Here is a 17,957-nt window from a genome sequence, read left to right as displayed (position 1 = left end):
CGCTGTCAGCCGCCGACCCGGGCGAGGCCGCTGCGGGCGGCATCGTCGCGTGGGCGAAGCGAGACCGCCTTGGTGTAGGACGCCGCTGCCTTGGCCCTGTCGCCCAGCCGCTCATAGGCCTGTCCGCGGGTGGTCCAGACCTGGGCGTTGTGCGGATCGGACTCGGAGGCCTCGTCCAGATCGGCTGCGGCTTCCTTGATCTTGCCGAGCGCGAGATAGCTGGTGGCGCGGCCGAGCAGTGGCTCGACCTTCTGCGGGTTGAGCCCGCTCGCAGCGCTGAAATCGGCGATTGCGAAATCGTGCTGGTTATTGCCCTGATAGATCAAGGCACGGCCATAGAGCGCCTGCGCGTTGTAGGGATCGAGCCCGACCGCGCGATTGAATTCGTCGAGCGCAGCTGCGGCCTCGCCTGACTTCGCCAAGGATTGGGCCTTTGCCGTGTGCGCCTGAGCTTCGCTGACGTTGCCGGCGCTGACCGCGCTTTCGGCGGTCGCGATCGCCTTCGGCGCCTCCTGAGGCTTCTCCTTCTCCGGCATCAGCGATCCCAGATCGAAGGAGCAGCTGCACAGCGCAATCCCGATCAAAGCCAACACGAACGGTTGCTGCCAGATCTGGCGTAGCCGCGCCAAGCTGCGCTCGGGGAAAGGGGAGGCCATCTACGGTTCGCTCGCGCTAGAGCATGGTCCGAAAAAATGTAAAGCGGTTCTCCCTCGCGACAAACGCGGAAATGCGTTTGCGCGGAGATCATGCTCAAACAACAAACCAAAGCGCGATGACGTTCAATCCCAATCTCATCGTGCTTTAGTGCCGCATCGGTGGCGCCCCTGTCCCAGAATAGGCACCGCTCAAAACAATAACGCGGGCCAGGGGCCCGCGTTATCGAAGACTAAAGTCTTGCAAGATCCGCTAGATCAGCGCGGTCCGCGCGGACCTGCACCCGGGCCGCGACCGCCACGATCACCGCCCGGACCTGCGCCGAACACCGGCTTCGGCTTCATCGGCAGCAGGCCTTCGCGCTGCAGCTTCTTGCGGGCCAGCTTGCGTGCGCGGCGCACGGCTTCGGCCTTTTCGCGGGCCTTCTTCTCGGACGGCTTCTCGTAATGACCGCGGAGCTTCATCTCGCGGAAAATTCCCTCGCGCTGCATCTTCTTCTTCAGCGCCTTGAGGGCTTGATCGACATTGTTATCGCGGACGAGAACCTGCACGCGGCATCCTCTTCAGGTGGATCGGATTTGAATTCTGGTAAGAATTAAGGGGATGGCAAAACGCGCAAGCCCTTAACCTTGAGCGCGCGGATGTATCAGACAAAACTGCAGATGTCCACCGGCCAAGCGGGGTTTCGGGCCAATTTCGGCCACTAAATGCGGCGAAAATACCTCTGTGCGGCCCCGATTTGGGCGATTTGACGTCCATGGCGGGGTCGTTTCCGGAGCTTTGTTCCGGAAACTTGAAATCAGGGGACGACACATGGACATGAAAAAATACGCCGCCGAAGCCATCGGCACTTTCTGGCTCACATTCGCAGGCTGCGGCAGCGCCGTCATTGCCGCCGGCTTTCCCCAGGTCGGCATCGGACTGGTCGGTGTGTCGCTGGCGTTCGGGCTGAGCGTCGTCACCATGGCCTATGCGATCGGCCACATCTCGGGTTGCCACCTCAATCCGGCCGTCACGGTCGGCCTCGCTGCCGGTGGCCGTTTTCCGGCCGGCCAGATCCTGCCCTATGTGATCGCACAGGTGGCGGGCGCCATCGTTGCCGCGTCGCTGCTCTATGTCATCGCGAGCGGGGCGCCCGGATTTGACGTCACCAAGGGCTTCGCGTCGAACGGCTATGACGCGCATTCGCCCGGCCAGTACAGCATGATCGTGTGCTTCCTCACCGAAGTGGTGATGACCATGATGTTCCTGTTCATCATCATGGGCGCCACCCATGGCCGTGCGCCCGCGGGCTTCGCGCCGCTCGCGATCGGGCTCGCGCTGGTGATGATCCATCTCGTCAGTATCCCCGTCACCAACACCTCGGTGAACCCGGCGCGCAGCACCGGCCCCGCGCTGTTCGTCGGCGGCTGGGCGCTGTCGCAGCTCTGGCTGTTCTGGGTCGCGCCATTGATCGGCGGCGCGCTAGGCGGGGTGATCTACCGCTGGCTCAGCGAGGAGCCTACAGGTGTCGTCGCGGGCGCAAAGACGGCGTGATCGCAAGGGGATCGCAGCGATTGCTGCGGTCCCCTCATTTGGCTTTTGTCGGCCTGACTTCGGTGACGTGTCCCATCTTGCGGCCGGGGCGCGGCGCGCCCTTGCCGTAGATGTGCACCGTGGCGCCAGGAACCGTCAGCCACTTGTCGTAGTCATTGATCTCGTCGCCAATCAGATTGGTCATGGTGACGCATTCGCCGTGGCGCACGGGCTTGCCGAGGGGCCAGCCGGCGATGGCGCGGATGTGCTGCTCGAATTGCGACACGGACGCGCCGTCCAGCGTCCAGTGTCCGGAATTGTGCACGCGCGGAGCGATCTCGTTGACCAGCACCTTCGGTCCGGTGCCATTGGTGAGCACGAACATCTCGACGGCGAGCACGCCGACATAGTCGAGCGCGCTGGCGATCTTGCTGGCGATGCTGCGCGCTTCTTCGGCGAGCGAGTCCGCGATCGGTGCGGGCGCGCGCGATATCTTGAGAATGTGGTCGCGGTGCTCATTCTCGGTGACGTCGAAGCACTCGACCTGACCCGTCGCCGCGCGGGCGGCGATCACGGAAATCTCGCGCTCGTAGGGCACGAATGCCTCCAGGATCGCCGATTTGGTGGCGAGACTGGTCCACACCTTGGCGATATCGTCGCCCTCGCGGATGATGGCTTGGCCCTTGCCGTCATAACCGAAGCGGCGGGTTTTAAGCACGGCTGGAAGGCCGATCCCGACGATCGCCTCGCGCAACGAAGCCACCGAGGTGACGTCGGCGTAAGCGGCGGTGCCGATGCCGAGCCGGGTGACAAAATCCTTCTCGGCCAATCGATCCTGGGTGGTCTCGAGGATCTTGCGGTTGGGCAGCACCGGGCGGCGCGCGTCCAGCACCATCGCGGCGGCCGCCGGCACGTTCTCGAATTCGTAGGTGATGACGTCGACGTCGTTGGCGAACAGCTCGAGCGCCTCGACATCGGCATATTCGGCGCAGGTTGCATTGAGGACAACGTCGAAGGCCGGCGAGTCCGGATCGGGCGAGAAGACCTGGCAGCGCAGCCCGAGCCGCGCCGCAGCCATCGCCAGCATCCGGCCCAATTGTCCGCCGCCGAGGATTCCGATGGTGTCGCCCGGCTTCAGCGTCACCTGCTTTGCGTCAGTCACGCCTTGTCCTCCGGGCGCTCGGCAACTGCCTCGGTCTGCGCCTTGCGCCAGGCGGCAAGGCGACCGGACAGGGCGGGATCGGACAGCGCCAGCACGGAAGCTGCCAGCAGCGCGGCGTTGATCGCGCCGGCCTTGCCGATGGCGAGGGTGCCCACCGGGATACCCGCGGGCATCTGAACGATCGAATACAGCGAATCGAGGCCTTTGAGCGTCTTCGATTCGACGGGCACGCCGAACACCGGCAGCTCCGTCAGCGCCGCCGCCATGCCGGGCAGATGCGCGGCGCCGCCAGCGCCGGCGATGATGACCTTGTATCCCGCCGCCTTGGCGCCTTTGGCGAAGGCAAACAGGCGATCGGGCGTGCGATGGGCCGAAACGATGCGGGTGTCGGCGGCGACGCCGAGCGCGGCAAGCGTGTCGGCGGCATGCCGCATCGTGTCCCAGTCCGACTGGCTTCCCATGATGATGGCGATCGGCGCGGTCATGACGTCAATTGTGCCCGGAAAACAGAAAGATAGGCCAGATTAAAGGTTCCGGCCGGCGGCTCGCAAGGCGGTGGCAAGGAGAAGGGAATGCACTATCCTGTCTTGGTGAATCCCCGCAAGCCTTCATTGAGCAGGATGCCCATGAAGAAACCAAAAAGGGCGAGTGCTGCGAAGGCCGAAAAGGGCCGGAAGACCAGCGCCAGCCGTTCCAAAGCCGCTGCCAAGCCTCCGGCCAGACCGTCGCGGCGCCGAACGCAGGCCAATGGCGCCACGGAAAGCATCAAGGCGACCATCCGCGGCTTGCGGAGCAAGCTGAAGGCGGCGGAGCGGCGGGTCGCGGAGCTCGAAGCGGCCGCTGACACCGATTTCCTGCTCGAGATTCCGAACCGGCGCGGCTTCGAGCGCGAGCTCAACCGCGCCATCGCCTACATGAAGCGCTACCGCGCCAGCGGCGCGCTGATCGTGCTCGACGTCGATCGGCTGAAGCCGATCAACGATTCCTTCGGACACGCCGCCGGCGACGAAGTGCTCAAGGCGATTGCCGCGACCCTGACGCGGCAGGTCCGCGCCTCGGACGTGGTCGGCCGTCTTGGCGGCGACGAGTTCGCGCTGCTGCTGTGGAATCTCAGCGAGACCGACGCCAAAGCGAAGGCCGCCTCGTTCGAGCAGGCGATCGACGAATTGTCCTTCACCTTTCGGGGCCAGCACGTGGCTGCGGGCGCCTCCGCCGGCGTCGCGTTGCTGGGGGCGCAGTCCGACGCTGGCCGCGCCCTCGAGGAAGCCGATGCCGCCATGTATGTGCGCAAGGCGTGCCGGCGGCACGAGCCGCGGACCAGGTTGGCCGGGAGCTAATCCTACAGCGCGGTGAGATCTTGTGGCACATTGCCGAACTTGCGCAGCAATGTGGCGTCGCCGAATTCGCCGGTCATGGGATCGCCGCTGCGGCTGAACGCGATCGCGCCGATGTGACCAGCGCCGCGCGATAGGATTTCGGCGCGCCGCAACGCGGCCGTCGAGCTCTGGCACTCCTCTGCGGCGCCCGCGACGGGCGATCCGTCAGCATCGATCAGGAAGGGCATTGCAACGTAGTAGGTTACATCCGACATGGCGTTGCTCCGATGTTGAACTCAGGCGGCGCTGCTTTTGCTTCGCATCTTGCCGGGCGAGATCTCCGGAACGCAGCCGGCGGAAATCGCCGCCTGCAATTCCTCCAGCTCGGCTTCCAGATATTCATTGGCCATGATCAGCGCCTTGATGGTGCTGCGCAGATTGCCGTCGCACATCGCGATCGCCTGATCGCAGGCCTGTTCATAATGGCTGTTGTCGAGAAGGGCGGTTGCCGACATCTGCGTTGTCCTTGGCGTTTCCTGGGGCGTTGGAAGGCAGAATGTTCCTATTTTGTTCTCGTTGAGTCAAGCAGATTCACGCACCCGCAAGCCGCGGCAAGGCCGCCTTGCGGATCAGGCGATGATGTCGGGCGTGATCTGGTCTTCGATGAAGGCGATGCGGTCGCGCAACAACAGCTTGCGCTTCTTCAACCGTTGTAACCGCAACAGGTCGGGGGCGGGCGACTGATGCAGTGCATCGATCGCCGCATCGAGGTCTCGGTGTTCCTGCTGCAACCGGGTGAGCTCGGCTTCGAGCTCACGCTCGTCTTCATTGGTCATGTCTGCGGTGGCCGAAAACCGATAGCCGTGAGATCTGGGCTGTGGATGCCCTGTGGAAATTATCGTCCTTGCGCGGCGTGACCGCAAGCGATCTGCGGCCGCCGGCCGCCGATCTTCCGCAACATATTTCTGCGGGTCGCCGCGGCGCTGCGCAAGCGCATTGATATCATGGATTTTTTCTGCGTGGTTCCCTTACTCACGCTTCGTTACATATGAATTTTCAAAAATGACGGCGCAACCACGGATACCCATCGACAGAACGAATCGGTGATGTAGACTTCCCTCGTCCGGATCGAATCCTGAGGTTCAACCCTACCGAGGAGGTTTCGAATGACAATTCAGGCACATCTTGTTGAATTGGAACGGAAGCACAAACTTCTCGAAAACGAATTGCACGAAGCTCTCGTGCACCTTTCAACAGACGACCTGCAAATTGTTGAGTTGAAGCGCCGGAAGTTGATGGTCAAGGACCAGATCGAGCGTCTGAAGCAAGGCGACACGCTCCACTAGTGATCCCCGCAACAGCGTAGAGTTGATCGTACTCCTTAGGCAGGGATGAGCGCCTTTGCGCTCATCCCTGCTGCAAGGAGCGCGCGTCGTGCAAATTTGTGCGGCGTCAGCCTTTTGCTTCGACGCATTTTCTTGACGCAAACCGGTATCCGCTTTGCTCGAAACGCTCTAGATGTCCGCGAGCTCAGCGACGTGATCCGCGATTGCGAGCGACGACGTCAGTCCCGGCGATTCGATGCCGAACAGGTTGATCAAGCCTGCCACGCCGTGATCGCGCGGGCCCTGCATCAGAAAATCCTGCGTCGCCACCGCTGGCGGCACGATCTTCGGGCGAATGCCAGAATAGCTCGGCATCAACGCCCCGTCGGGCAGCGTCGGCCAGTATTTGCGGATCGCGGGATAGAAGCGCTCGGCGCGTGCCGGATCGACCTCGTAATTGATGGTCTCGATCCACTCGACGTCGGGGCCGAAGCGGGCCTGACCTGCCATGTCCAGCGTCAGGTGCACCCCCAACCCGCCGGGCTCGGGCACCGGGTAGATCAGGCGCGAGAACGGCGCCCTGGCACTGCAGCTGAAATAATTTCCCTTGGCGAGATAGGCCGGCGGAATCCGGTCCAGCGGCATGCCGTCGATGTTACGCGCCACATTCGTCGCCGAGAGTCCCGCGGCGTTGACGAGAAGGCTGCATTGCAGCGTCATCGGCGCCTCACCGCCGGCCTCGATCTCGATGCCGTCGGCGGCGGCCTTGGCACGGACCAGCGGCGTGTGGAACGCGAAGGCCGCGCCGGCCTCCTCGGCTTCGCCGCGTAGCGAGAGCATGTAGGCGTGGCTGTCGATGATGCCGGTCGACGGCGACAGCAGTGCGGCGTCGCAGGCGAGCGCCGGCTCCAGCGCGCGTGCGGCCTCGCCCGAAAGCAGTTGCATGTCGAGCACGCCGTTGGCTTCGGCATGCGCCTTGATCGATTGCAGCTTCTCGGTCTCTTTCGCGCTGGTCGCGACGATCAGCTTGCCACAATTCTTGTGCGGGATGCCGCGCTCAGCGCAGTAGCGGTACAGCGCCTGCTTGCCGCCGACGCACATGCGCGCCATCCAGCTCCCGGCGCGGTAGTAGATGCCGGCATGGATCACCTCGCTGTTGCGCGAGGAGGTGACGGTGCCGATGGCCTCGGCTTCCTCGAGCACGACGACCTCGCGCCCGGCCTGAGCGAGCCTTCGAGCCACCGCGAGCCCGATCACGCCGGCTCCGATGACGACGCAATCGACCCTATCCATGGTCGTGCAGGACGTCAGTTGGGAGAGCCGGTGGCAGTGGGCCTTGAGGCGACGGCGCGCGGCCGTTTTCCGTTAAGGAAGCATTTATCATGTCAGGGCAATTGCCGTGTTTCGCGTCACATTTTTCCGTTGCGCGTACAGGCGTTTACCCGATCCAAACCCGCGAAGCCAGACAATCCGGCGTTGAAATCGCGGGTGGCGGATGGCTGAGAAAAACTGGCACGTGGGCAGTGCGCTTCCGATTGCTGTGCAGGCCGTCGTGTGCCTGGCTGGCGCGGTCGGCCCTGCGCACGCCTTTGCGCTGTCGGACAGCTTCACCGCTCCGAGTGATCTCGCCAAGCTCGATCCCAACGTGATCTGGGAAGTCCTGATCGCGAGCATCGTCGTCTGCTCGTTCCTCGCCGCGATCGCGCTATGGATCCATTCCTCGCTGCGGCGGACCAGGCGTTCGCAGATGCGGCGCAATGCCTTCGTCTCCTCGGCAATGAACAATCTCAACCAGGGCGTGGTGATGACGGATGCGCAGCGGCGCGTCATCTTCTGCAACGACCGCTATCTCGAGATCTATGGCCTGACGCGGTCGGATATCCGGGCCAACATGAACGGCTCCGAACTCCTCGAGCTGCGACGCAAGCGCGGGGTGCTCGGCGGCGCCTCCGTTGACGAGTTCTACGAGAAGGCGGCAAGCAGCAACGGTTTGATCACCGAGCTGCCGGATGGACGGGCCATCCTGGTGAAATTTTACGTGCTGCCGAACGGCGGCTCGGTGGCGACGCATCTCGACGTCAGCGAACAGCGGCGGCTTTCGCAACAGCTCGCCTCCACCAAGCAGTTCCTGGAAACCGTGCTGGACAATGTGCCGGCCTGTGTTGCCGCGAAGAGCATCGAGGACGGCCGCTACATCTTCGCGAACACCGCCTATGAGCGCTTCTGGGGCTTCTCGCGGGATCACGTGGTCGGCAAGAATGCGCGCGAGTTGTTTTCGCCCGCCTCGGCGGCCACTATCGAGGCGACCGACCAGGCCGCGCTCAACTCGCCGGACGGTCAATTCCGCAACGACTTCGAGGTCGAGCGTGGCGGGGAGCAGCGCATGGTCGCCTCGATCCGGATCGCGGTCCGCAATGAAAGCAACAGGCCCGGATTCCTGCTGCTGGTATTCGAGGACATCACCGACCGCCGCTCGCTGTCGCAGGAACTGGAGAGCACCAAGAAGTTCCTCGAGCTCGTGGTCGACAACATTCCGGTCGCGCTGATCGTCGAGCAAGTCAAGGACGGCCGCTATTTGCTCGCCAACCGCAGCGCCGAGACGATTCTCAACCGCAGGCGGGAGGAAGCCACGGGCCTGACTGCCGCGGATATCTTCAATCCCAAGGAAGCCAAGCTGATCATCGCGCGCGACGAGGCCGCAATCAAGAAGCGCGGGATGATCACCGAGGAGCATCCGATCTCCACTAAGGACGGCTTGCGTCTGTTCCTGACACGCCGCGCCACCGTGTTGAGCGATGCCGGCGAGCCGCAATATCTGATCAAGACCCATGAGGACGTCACCGATCGCCGGCAGACCGAGTCGCGCATGGCGCACATGGCCTATCACGACGGCCTCACCGATCTGCCGAACCGCGCCGCCTTCCTCCAGGCGCTGACCCAGATGATCGAGGCCTGCGAAGGCACGGTCGAGGAGTTTGCCGTCCTGTGCGTGGACCTCGACGGCCTCAAGGAGGTCAACGACGTCTTCGGCCATGCGCTCGGAGACAAGCTCCTGATCGAGGTGGCCCAGCGGCTCCAGGACTCCGCGCGCGGCGGCGTGGTGGCGCGCCTGTCGGGCGACGAATTCGGTCTCATCATCGACGGCAAGCAGCCGGACGCCGGAATGGCGCTGGCGCAGCAGATCGGCGAAGCCGTCGCCCGGGAATTCCAGATTGATGGCCGGCCGGTTCGCGCCGGTATCACCACTGGCATGTCGGTCTTCCCGCACAATGGCGCCGACGGCGCTTCGCTGCTTGCCAATGCCGGCGCGGCGCTGTTCCGCGCCAAGCAGAAGTCGCGCGGCACGATCAGCCTCTACCAGCCGGAGATGGACCAGCAGATCCGCGATCGCCGCGTGCTGCACCAGGACCTATCGATGGCGATCAAGAAGGGCGAGCTCTCGCTCGCCTTCCAGCCGCAGGGCGCCGCCGGCCACAGCGTCGCCGAGAGCGAGATCATCGGCTTCGAGGCATTGGCGCGCTGGCAGCATCCGGTGCGTGGCCAGGTCTCGCCGGCCGAATTCATCCCGATCGCGGAAGAGAGCGGCCTGATCGTCGAGATGGGCCAGTGGATCCTGCGCGAGGCCTGCCGTGAGGCGGCGTCCTGGCCAAAACCGCTCCAGGTCGCCGTCAATCTGTCGCCGGCGCAGTTCATGCACGGTGACGTGGTTGGCCTCGTCCATTCGATCCTGATCGAGACCGGCCTTGCACCCGGCCGGCTCGAGCTGGAGATCACTGAGGGCGTGCTGATCGAGGACTTTGATCGAGGCCTTGCGCTGCTGCGCCGGCTGAAGGCGCTCGGCGTGCGCATCTCCATGGACGATTTCGGCACCGGCTATTCCTCGCTGAGCTATCTCCAGGCGTTCCCGTTCGACAAGATCAAGATCGACCGAGCCTTCATCATCAATCTCGGCCGCAACCCGCAATCGGCGGCAATCGTGCGCGCCGTGATCGATCTCGGCCACGGCCTCGAAATGTCGATCATCGCCGAGGGCGTCGAGACCACCGACCAGCTCGCCTTCCTTGCCAAGGAGGGCTGCGACGGCGTGCAGGGCTATCTGCTCGGCAAGCCCCTGCCGATCGGGAAATATGCCGGCCTCGTCGGCCGTGCTGAGGTCATGGAGCTTGCGCTCAAGACCGGCTAATGATGATGGGGCGCTTCGCTCCTTCTCGTCGGCTCATGGCGGATTACGACCTTGCGATCATCGGCGGCGGCCTGAACGCTGTCAGCCTCGCGCGCGATGCGGCTGGCCGTGGTCTGCGGGTCGTCCTGTTCGAGCAGGGCGATCTCGGCGCCGGGGCGTCGTCGGCGACGCCGCGGCTGATCCACGGCGATCTGTCGGTTCTGGAACGGCGCGGGTTCTGGCGGGTGCGCCGGGCGCTGATGGAGCGGCGGACCTGGCTCAGGATCGCGCCGCATCTGGTCCGGCCGATGCAGTTCGTCATTCCCGCCCATTCGGACGAACGTCCGCCATGGCTGCTGCGCGCCGGCCTATTCCTTTATGACAGCCTCTCCAGCCGGAGCGGGCTGCCTGTCGCGACAACCCTCGACATCACGCATCATCCGGTTGGCAACGCGCTGAAGCGTCCGTTCGGCATGGCGTTCGAATATTCGGATTGCGTCGTCGATGATTCCCGCCTGGTGGTGGTCACGGCGCTCGATGCCGCCGAGCGTGGCGCGGTGATCCGGACCGGCGCGCGTTGCGTCCGCGCCGATCGAACCGACGCCTGGCGGCTTGCGGTGGTCGATCGAGGCCAGCGCCGCACGATCACGGCCCGGGCACTGGCCAACGCGACCGGGGCCTGGACGTCGGTGGTGGCGGAGACTGTGCTGCGGCAGCCGTTGCTCGCCATGGCCGCCATGCAGATGAGCCAGATCATCGTGCCGCGGCTGTTCGAATCCGATAACGTCTACGTCTTGCAGAACAACGATGGACGGCTGATCTTTGCCCGGCCCTTCGAGCGCGACTTCACCCTGATCGGCACGGTCACGCGTGAGTTCACCGGCGATCCCGCGATCGTGGCGATGCCTGGGGCCGATATCAGCTATCTCTGCGAGGCGGCCAGCCGCTATTTCCGCGAGCGCGTTACCCCGTCCGACGTGGTCCGGACGGTCTCCGGCGTCAACCTGGCGCTGGCGTCCGCACGCAGACGTGATGGCACGACCCTGTTCCACGCGCGCCGGCGCAAGGCGCCGTTGATCACGATGTTCGGCGGCGACATTACGACGTCGCGCCTGCGCGCGGAGAGGGCGGTGACGAAGTTGGCGCGGTTCTATCCGATGTCGCCGCGCTGGACCGCCGGCGCAGCGCTGCCCGGCGGGGATTTTGCCTGGAATCGTTTTGACACCGAGGTCGATCTCGCGCGCGACCGGTGGCGCTTTCTCTCGGAGCCGCAGGCCCAGCGGCTGGTTGCCGCCTACGGCTCGCGGTTAGCGGCGGTGCTCGGCGAGGCCAAGATCCGTGAAGAGCTCGGTCCCGCCTTCGGTCCCGAGCTGACGGGGGCCGAGGTGCGCTATCTCATGACCCACGAATGGGCGCGCTTCCCAGAGGACATCCTGTGGCGCCGTTCCAAGCTTGGTCTGACCATGCCCGCAGCGGATCGCGACGCGCTGGCCGCGTTCATGGCGGGTGTGAACGATTCATCCCGAACCGGTTGAGCTAGGCAGGATCGGCCGCTAGCGTGCGGCGGAATCGGGGTTGGCAGGGAACATGACGGACGAGTTGCCCAGAACAGACGCCGCGGCGAATGCGGCCAGCGGAGATCAACATCCGGTGGCCGGGCAGCCGTTGCTGCGCATTGAGGGCGTCTCCAAGAACTTCGGGACGTTCCGTGCCGTGGACGGCGTGTCGCTCGACATCAGGGCCGGCGAGTTTTTCGCGCTGCTTGGTCCGAGCGGCTGCGGCAAGACCACGCTCTTGCGCATGCTCGCCGGTTTCGAGGCGCCGGACGAGGGGCGCATCCTGCTCGGGGGCAAGGATATCGCGCAGGCCTTGCCGCACGAGCGTCCGATCAACATGATGTTCCAGAGCTACGCGCTGTTCCCGCATCTGTCGTCACAAGACAACATCGCCTTCGGCCTGAAGCGCGCCGGTATGGCGCGCGCCGACATTGCCGCGCGCGTTGCGGAGATGGTCGCGCTGGTGAAGCTCGGGGGGCTGGAGAAACGCAAGCCCGACCAGCTCTCCGGCGGCCAGCGCCAGCGCGTCGCGCTCGCCCGTGCGCTGGCCCGCCGACCGCAGCTCCTGCTGCTCGACGAGCCCCTCGCCGCGCTCGACAAGAAGCTGCGCGAGAGCACGCAAGCCGAGCTGATGGAGCTGCAGCGCCGGCTCGGCATGACCTTCATCATCGTCACCCACGACCAGGAAGAGGCGATGACGATGGCGAGCCGGATCGGTGTGATGAACGCCGGCAAGCTGGCGCAGGTCGCGACCCCGCGCGAGCTTTACGAGGCGCCGCGCTCGCGCTGGATCGCCGAGTTCGTCGGCGACGTCAATTTGTTCGACGGCGAGTTCAGGCTGCGCGACGGGCATCGCCTGGTGATCGCCACCCGTGAAGCGGGCACGCTGGTAGCGGCGGAGCCGCGCGAGCCGGTGAGCGAGACGAAACTGTCGGTCGCAATCCGGCCCGAGAAGGTCAAGCTCTCACGCCGCGGGCCGGTGTTTGAGGCCGGCCGTGAAACGGCGATCAACAGTCTGGACGGCGTGATCGCCGACATCTGCTATCTCGGGGGCACCACCACCTATAAGGTGAAGCTCGACGACGGCGGAATGGTGCAAGCTTCAGTCGTCAACAGCGCGCGCCTCGACGTCGATGCCTACAGTGTGAACCAGAGAGTCATCGCCTGGTTTACGCCCGACGACTGCGTGGTGCTGTCGTCATGAGCTCCCGCCGTATCTTCGCGCGGCCGGCGCGTTTTGCTGCCATCGCGCCTTACCTCTGGATGGCGCTGTTCTTCCTGGTGCCGTTCGGCTTCGTGCTGAAGATCAGCCTGTCGCAGACGGCGATTGCTCAGCCACCTTACGAGCCCGTGTTCGACCTGACGGCGGGATGGGAAGCGCTGAAGACGGCCCTTGCTGCGTTGTCGATTGACAATTTCAGGCTGCTGATCTCCGACGACATCTACGTATTCGCTTATGCGCGCAGTCTCATCGTCGCGGTCACGGCGACCGCGCTCCTGCTCCTGATCGGTTACCCCATCGCCTATGGCATGGCGCGGCTGCCGAAGCGCTGGCAGGCGGTGGCGATGGTGCTGGTGATCGTGCCCTTCTGGACCTCGTTCCTGATACGCATCTATGCCTGGATCAACATCCTCCAGCACGATGGCCTGCTCAATCAGATCCTGCTGGCGCTGCATCTGGTCAGCCAGCCCGTGGTGTGGCTCTCCACGGACAGCGCGATGTATATCGGCATCGTCTATTCCTATTTGCCGTTCATGATCCTGCCGCTCTATGCCACGCTCGCCAAGATGGAGCGGGCGCTGGAGGAGGCGGCCGGCGATCTCGGCGCGCCGCCGTGGCAGGTGTTCTGGCTCGTCACATTCCCGCTGTCGCTGCCCGGCGTCGGCGCCGGCGTGCTCTTGTGCTTCATTCCGATCGTCGGCGAGTTCGTCATCCCGGATCTTCTCGCCGGCTCCAATTCGCTGATGATCGGCCAGACCCTCTGGCTCGAATTCTTCACCAACAAGGACTGGCCGGTCGCGTCCGCGGCGGCCATCGTGCTGCTGGTGATGCTGCTGCTACCGCTTCTGCTATATGAGCGGCTCCAGAAGCGGCAACTGGAACAGGGGCGCTGATACGATGCGCAAGCTCTCCCGTCTCTCCCGCTTCAACATCGCTTCGCTCGCGCTGGGGCTGGCGTTTCTCTATTTGCCGATCCTCATCCTCGTCATCTATTCCTTCAACGCCTCGCGTCTGGTGACGGTGTGGGGTGGCTGGTCGCTGCGCTGGTATCACGAGTTCTTCAATGACCGCGCCATGATCGAGGCGGCCTGGATGAGCCTGCGGGTTGCGGTCTCGTCTGCAACCATTGCCACGCTACTCGGCACCCTCGCAGCGGTCGCACTGTCGCGCGGTGAACGCTTCCGCGGACGTACGCTGTTCTCCGGCATGCTCTATGCGCCGCTGGTGATGCCGGAGGTGATCACCGGATTGTCGCTGCTGCTGTTGTTCGTCGCGCTCAACGCCGAGCGCGGTTTCTGGACGGTGACGATCGCCCACACCACGCTGACGATGTGCTTCGTCGCCGTGGTCGTGCAGTCCCGCCTCGGCTCGCTCGATCGCTCGCTGGAGGAGGCCGCGATGGATCTCGGCTGCGATCCCGTCCGCGCGTTCGTGGCCGTCACGCTGCCGCTGATCGCGCCGGCGATCGTCGCCGGCTGGATGCTGGCATTCACGCTGTCGCTGGACGATCTCGTGATCGCGAGCTTCACCACGGGTCCCGGCTCGGCGACGCTGCCGATCCGGATCTACTCCGAAGTGCGGTTGGGGGTGAAGCCGGAGATCAACGCGATCTGCACGCTGGTGATCGCCCTGATCGCGGTGGTCATCGTCATTGCCTCGCTCGTCTCGAAACTGTCGAGCTCACAGGGCGAGAGCGCGGCGCCGCTGTAGCGAAGGCATCATTCCGGGTGCACTGCGCGTGCACCGGAATGACCAGTTTGCCTACGACTTCACCGCACCCGCCGTCAGTCCGCCCACCATGTAGCGGCGGAAGGCGTAATAGACCGCGGCCGGCGGCAGCGCGTAGATGAAACCGGTGGTCATCAGCAGTTCCCACGGGGAATCGTCGGCGGCGAGGAAGTTGCCGAGCGCGACGGGGAGGGTGATCTCGCGGTCGTTGGAGAGCAGCAGGAACGCGTAGAGATATTCGTTCCAGGCGAGCAGCACCGCATAGGTGCCGATCGCGACCAGCGAGGGCATCATCAGCGGCAGGTAGACCAGACGGAAGATCTGCAGCGTCGTCGCGCCGTCCATCACGGCGGCTTCGTCCAGCTCGACCGGCAGCTTGTCGGAGGCCTGCTTGAGCACCCAGATCGCGTAAGGCGAGGCGATCGTCACCATGGCCAGGATCAGCGACCAGTGATTGTTGAGCAGGCCGTAATTGCCCATGGTGCGGTACATCGGCACGGCGAGGAACGCGGCGGGGATGAAATAGGTGAAGAGCGCCAGGTTCAGCACGGTGCGTCCGCCCGGCACCTTCAGCCGTGAGATGGAGAACGCCGCCGCGGTTGCGATGAACAGCGTCAGCACACCGACGGAGACGGCGATCACCGTCGAATTCCAGAACTGAACGTAAAAGTCGCGCAGAAAGTAATGCTGCTGCTTGAACACGATCTCGAAGTTATGCAGCGTCGGATGATCCGGCCACAGCTTGCCCGAGAACGCGTCCTCCTTCGGGGAGATCGCGAACAGGAACATGTGATAGATCGGGATCATCGTCCACAGGAAGACGGGGATGCCGATCAGCAGCAGCCGCGCTTCGGTCGCGACGTCACGCCAAGAAAATTCGCTTACGCCGGGGAGCTTCATCGCGACAACCGTTTCATCATGAAGTACACGAGCGGCAGGACGAACGGCATCGCGCAGACGATCGACGCCATGGCCAGCGAGAGCTGGTCGAGCCGGAGATAGCGGATGCCGAGCGTCGACAGCACGTGCGTGAGGTCGGCCGGGCCACCGCCGGTGAGCAGATAGACGCTGTTGAAATCGCCGAGCGTCCAAATCATCGAGAGCAGCGTGCAGGTGACGTACAGCGTCTGCATTGACGGCCAGGTGATGTAGCGGAATTTCTGCCACCAGCTCGCGCCGTCGACCTCGGCGGCCTCGAACAGATCGTGCGAGATCGCAAGTCGGCCGGTGATCAGGATCAGCGTCCAGAACGGCAGCGACTTCCAGATGTGCACGGCGATCGCCATGCTCAGCGCCACGGTCGGATCGTTCAGCCAGTTCGGGCCGTCATCGCCGGTGAAGGAAAAGATGAGGTGGTTGATCATGCCCCATTCGGGATTGAGCATGAAGCGTACCGACAGGATGGTCGGGATCGACGGCACCGCCCAGGGCAGGATGAAGATCACCGAGAGCCATTTGATCCAGGTGCGCTGCTGGGCGAAGAAGCCGGACAAGAACAGCGCGATCAGCATCTTGATATTGATGCCGATGACCAGGAAAATCAGCGTGTTGACCGCGGCGCGGGCGAAGATCGGGTCGTTGTACAGCGCGACGTAGTTCGCCGGAGCGCGCGCCAGCCACAGCCCATAGCAGACGGGATAAACGACGAAGGCCAGGAAAACGAGCAGGTAGGGCGCGAGCAGCACGATGCCCCAGACCTGCGCCGGGGTCAGCCGCGACGACAGAGGCGGGCCGGGAATTGCCTGATCGCCAGAGAGCGTGATCGCCATTCTTTTCGAACTCTTCAAAGAGAAGCCGGCCGCGAAACGCGGCCGGTGTTGTTCTTATACCTTTCCCCGCAACGCGGGGAGAGGGGCGGACGACTTAACCCGCGACCTGCTTGATGCGGGCAATCAGTTCGTCGACGGCCTTGTCGACCGGAACCTTCTCGCTCACCACCCGGTTCATCGCCTTCGCCCACACGTTCTCGTTGTTGAGAATCGTGAATTTCCAGTTCTTGGTGAAGTCGAACGCGGCGGTGCCGCCTTTGAACTGCGTGTAGACTGCCTTGCGGTGCTTGTCAGCCTGCCAGAACGGGCTTTCCTGGCTTTCCTTCGTCACCGGGAACCAGCGGCCGAGCGCGCCCTCGATATAGGGACGGACGTTCTCTTCCTGGAGCAGGAAGCTGATGAACTGCTTGGCCTCGGCCTTGTTCTTGGCCGCGGTGAAGATCAGCCCGGTCTTGACGTCGGAGCGGTAGCGGATGGTCGAACCATCCGGCGCCTTGGGGAAGGACGCCGTGATGATGTCCTGTTCATAGGCCTTCTTGCCGGCGTCGCGCTGTTCCTGGGTGAGGGCCTGGTTCTGCGAATCCTCGAACCACTTCGCCGCGATCGAGATCGTGAAGTTGTGGGTCATCACGATCGTCTTGTTGTGGAAGGCAACGTTGTTGTCAGGATCCTTCCACGTCGTCGAGGACGGCGGCGTGCAGCCCTTGATGTACGTGTCGGTGTAGTCCTTCATCGCCTTGATCAGGTTCTCGCGGACCTTGGGATCATCGACCAGCAGCTTGCCGTCGTCGTCGACCAGCTTGACGTGGTAGGCGTCCATGAAGGTGTAGAACGACTGGAAGGCATCGGTGGATTCCACGCCCATCGGCTGGCCCACGGCATAGATGCGCTGGCCGGTCGCCTTGCGGATCGCCGGCTGCACCTTGTCGCACCAGAACGACCAGTAGCCCGTCCAATCGGTCGGAATGTCGCTCTGCTTGAAGCCGGCCTTCTCCAGCATGTCGTTCCAGATCTGGACGTGCATGCTCTGCTGCTTCAGCGGGAAGCCGTAATAGGCCTTCTTCTTGGTCACGTCGTTGTAGAGGATCGACGCGTCCAGCGTGTTCTGCACGAACCGGCCCTTGATCGGCTCCATGACATCCGTGAGGTCCTCGAGCTTGCCCTCGTATGCCCACTTGCCCTGCGCCTGCACGTCATAGGAGTCGGAGTAGGCAACGTCGGGCACCGTGCCGGCATCGAGCGCCGCGACCGTCTTCGGAATCATGTCCTGGATCGCGTACTGCGACAATTCGACCTTGATGCCGGTCTTGGCTTCGAACTTCTTGATCGTCTCGATCAGCGCGTCGTCTTCGGAGCGATAGAAGCCCTTGCCCCACCAGACCGTAATCGTCTTCTGCTGCGCAAAGGCGGGTGCAGTGGCGGCGAAAAGCCCAACCGCAGCGACCGCCAATGATACTGCGCCAATAACCTTGGATCTCACGTTTTTCTCCCTCAAACGGCCGGTGTTTTTAGCCGGCCGTCTAAAACACTAGCGCATGGCGGAAGTCT

Annotated in this window: 19 protein-coding genes; 8 read left to right on the top strand and 11 right to left on the bottom strand. The window is 63.9% G+C overall.

Features of this window, described 5'->3' with window-relative positions:
• Positions 1-5: 5 nt before the first annotated feature.
• Together IVB01_RS22535 and rpsU are read right to left on the bottom strand one after the other, a co-directional pair.
• Entirely contained in the window at positions 6-656 is a 651-nt protein-coding gene (locus tag IVB01_RS22535) for a tetratricopeptide repeat protein (RefSeq protein ID WP_247280172.1), read from the bottom strand.
• A 255-nt stretch (positions 657-911) separates the two neighbouring features.
• Positions 912-1,205, bottom strand: a complete 294-nt coding sequence (rpsU, locus tag IVB01_RS22530; RefSeq protein WP_247280171.1) for a 30S ribosomal protein S21 — start codon at positions 1,203-1,205, stop codon at positions 912-914.
• A 262-nt stretch (positions 1,206-1,467) separates the two neighbouring features.
• Between rpsU and aqpZ the strand changes: the two genes are divergently transcribed.
• On the top strand, positions 1,468-2,190 hold the full coding sequence (aqpZ, locus tag IVB01_RS22525) for an aquaporin Z (protein WP_247280170.1): 723 nt from the start codon (positions 1,468-1,470) through the stop codon (positions 2,188-2,190).
• A 34-nt stretch (positions 2,191-2,224) separates the two neighbouring features.
• On the opposite strand, the gene IVB01_RS22520 is transcribed toward aqpZ, so the two are convergent.
• Entirely contained in the window at positions 2,225-3,331 is a 1,107-nt protein-coding gene (locus IVB01_RS22520) for a 5-(carboxyamino)imidazole ribonucleotide synthase (RefSeq protein ID WP_247280169.1), read from the bottom strand.
• A complete protein-coding gene (purE, locus tag IVB01_RS22515) occupies positions 3,328-3,816 on the bottom strand; it encodes a 5-(carboxyamino)imidazole ribonucleotide mutase (RefSeq protein ID WP_247280168.1) in 489 nt (162 codons plus the stop codon). Before purE ends, IVB01_RS22520 begins: the two co-directional genes overlap by 4 nt.
• A gap of 141 nt (positions 3,817-3,957) precedes the next feature.
• Here purE and IVB01_RS22510 point away from each other — a divergent pair, with 141 nt between their 5' ends.
• On the top strand, positions 3,958-4,668 hold the full coding sequence (locus tag IVB01_RS22510) for a GGDEF domain-containing protein (RefSeq protein ID WP_247280167.1): 711 nt from the start codon (positions 3,958-3,960) through the stop codon (positions 4,666-4,668).
• Positions 4,669-4,670: 2 nt separating this feature from the next.
• On the opposite strand, the gene IVB01_RS22505 is transcribed toward IVB01_RS22510, so the two are convergent.
• From IVB01_RS22505 to IVB01_RS22495, 3 genes are all read right to left on the bottom strand, one after another.
• On the bottom strand, positions 4,671-4,922 hold the full coding sequence (locus IVB01_RS22505; protein WP_247280166.1) for a hypothetical protein: 252 nt from the start codon (positions 4,920-4,922) through the stop codon (positions 4,671-4,673).
• Between the two features lie 21 nt (positions 4,923-4,943).
• Entirely contained in the window at positions 4,944-5,162 is a 219-nt protein-coding gene (locus IVB01_RS22500) for a hypothetical protein (protein WP_247280165.1), read from the bottom strand.
• 114 nt (positions 5,163-5,276) lie between these two features.
• Complete coding sequence (locus IVB01_RS22495; protein WP_008546179.1) at positions 5,277-5,483, bottom strand: DUF465 domain-containing protein; 207 nt, start codon at positions 5,481-5,483, stop codon at positions 5,277-5,279.
• 330 nt (positions 5,484-5,813) lie between these two features.
• Here IVB01_RS22495 and IVB01_RS22490 point away from each other — a divergent pair, with 330 nt between their 5' ends.
• Complete coding sequence (locus tag IVB01_RS22490; protein WP_025034152.1) at positions 5,814-5,993, top strand: DUF465 domain-containing protein; 180 nt, start codon at positions 5,814-5,816, stop codon at positions 5,991-5,993.
• Positions 5,994-6,161: 168 nt separating this feature from the next.
• Here IVB01_RS22490 and IVB01_RS22485 read toward each other — a convergent pair whose 3' ends face one another.
• Entirely contained in the window at positions 6,162-7,265 is a 1,104-nt protein-coding gene (locus tag IVB01_RS22485) for an NAD(P)/FAD-dependent oxidoreductase (RefSeq protein WP_247280164.1), read from the bottom strand.
• Positions 7,266-7,467: 202 nt separating this feature from the next.
• Here IVB01_RS22485 and IVB01_RS22480 point away from each other — a divergent pair, with 202 nt between their 5' ends.
• From IVB01_RS22480 to IVB01_RS22460, 5 genes are read left to right on the top strand one after another with little or no spacing between them, the layout of a single operon-like run.
• A complete protein-coding gene (locus IVB01_RS22480) occupies positions 7,468-10,155 on the top strand; it encodes an EAL domain-containing protein (RefSeq protein ID WP_247472827.1) in 2,688 nt (895 codons plus the stop codon).
• Positions 10,156-10,190: 35 nt separating this feature from the next.
• A complete protein-coding gene (locus IVB01_RS22475; RefSeq protein WP_247494887.1) occupies positions 10,191-11,669 on the top strand; it encodes a glycerol-3-phosphate dehydrogenase in 1,479 nt (492 codons plus the stop codon).
• 52 nt (positions 11,670-11,721) lie between these two features.
• A complete protein-coding gene (locus IVB01_RS22470; RefSeq protein ID WP_247280162.1) occupies positions 11,722-12,894 on the top strand; it encodes an ABC transporter ATP-binding protein in 1,173 nt (390 codons plus the stop codon).
• Positions 12,891-13,805 (top strand): ABC transporter permease, encoded by a 915-nt coding sequence (locus tag IVB01_RS22465; protein WP_247280161.1) that lies wholly within the window; start codon positions 12,891-12,893, stop codon positions 13,803-13,805. Before IVB01_RS22470 ends, IVB01_RS22465 begins: the two co-directional genes overlap by 4 nt.
• A gap of 4 nt (positions 13,806-13,809) precedes the next feature.
• Entirely contained in the window at positions 13,810-14,622 is an 813-nt protein-coding gene (locus IVB01_RS22460; RefSeq protein ID WP_247280160.1) for an ABC transporter permease subunit, read from the top strand.
• Between the two features lie 51 nt (positions 14,623-14,673).
• Here the strand turns inward: IVB01_RS22460 and IVB01_RS22455 are convergent, their stop codons facing one another.
• From IVB01_RS22455 to IVB01_RS22445, 3 genes are all read right to left on the bottom strand, one after another.
• Positions 14,674-15,540 carry a carbohydrate ABC transporter permease gene (locus IVB01_RS22455; RefSeq protein ID WP_247280159.1) on the bottom strand — a complete coding sequence of 289 codons (867 nt, stop codon included), beginning with the start codon at positions 15,538-15,540 and terminating at the stop codon, positions 14,674-14,676.
• Positions 15,537-16,409, bottom strand: coding sequence for a sugar ABC transporter permease (locus tag IVB01_RS22450; protein WP_247280158.1), 873 nt, complete (start codon positions 16,407-16,409; stop codon positions 15,537-15,539). Before IVB01_RS22450 ends, IVB01_RS22455 begins: the two co-directional genes overlap by 4 nt.
• Positions 16,410-16,503: 94 nt before the next feature.
• Entirely contained in the window at positions 16,504-17,889 is a 1,386-nt protein-coding gene (locus IVB01_RS22445; RefSeq protein WP_247280157.1) for an ABC transporter substrate-binding protein, read from the bottom strand.
• Positions 17,890-17,957: the final 68 nt, after the last annotated feature.

The sequence above is a fragment of the Bradyrhizobium sp. 164 genome (assembly GCF_023073715.1).
Taxonomy (GTDB): Bacteria; Pseudomonadota; Alphaproteobacteria; order Rhizobiales; family Xanthobacteraceae; genus Bradyrhizobium.
Note: the sequence above shows the minus strand (reverse complement) of the source record. Positions and strands in the feature narration are given on the sequence as shown.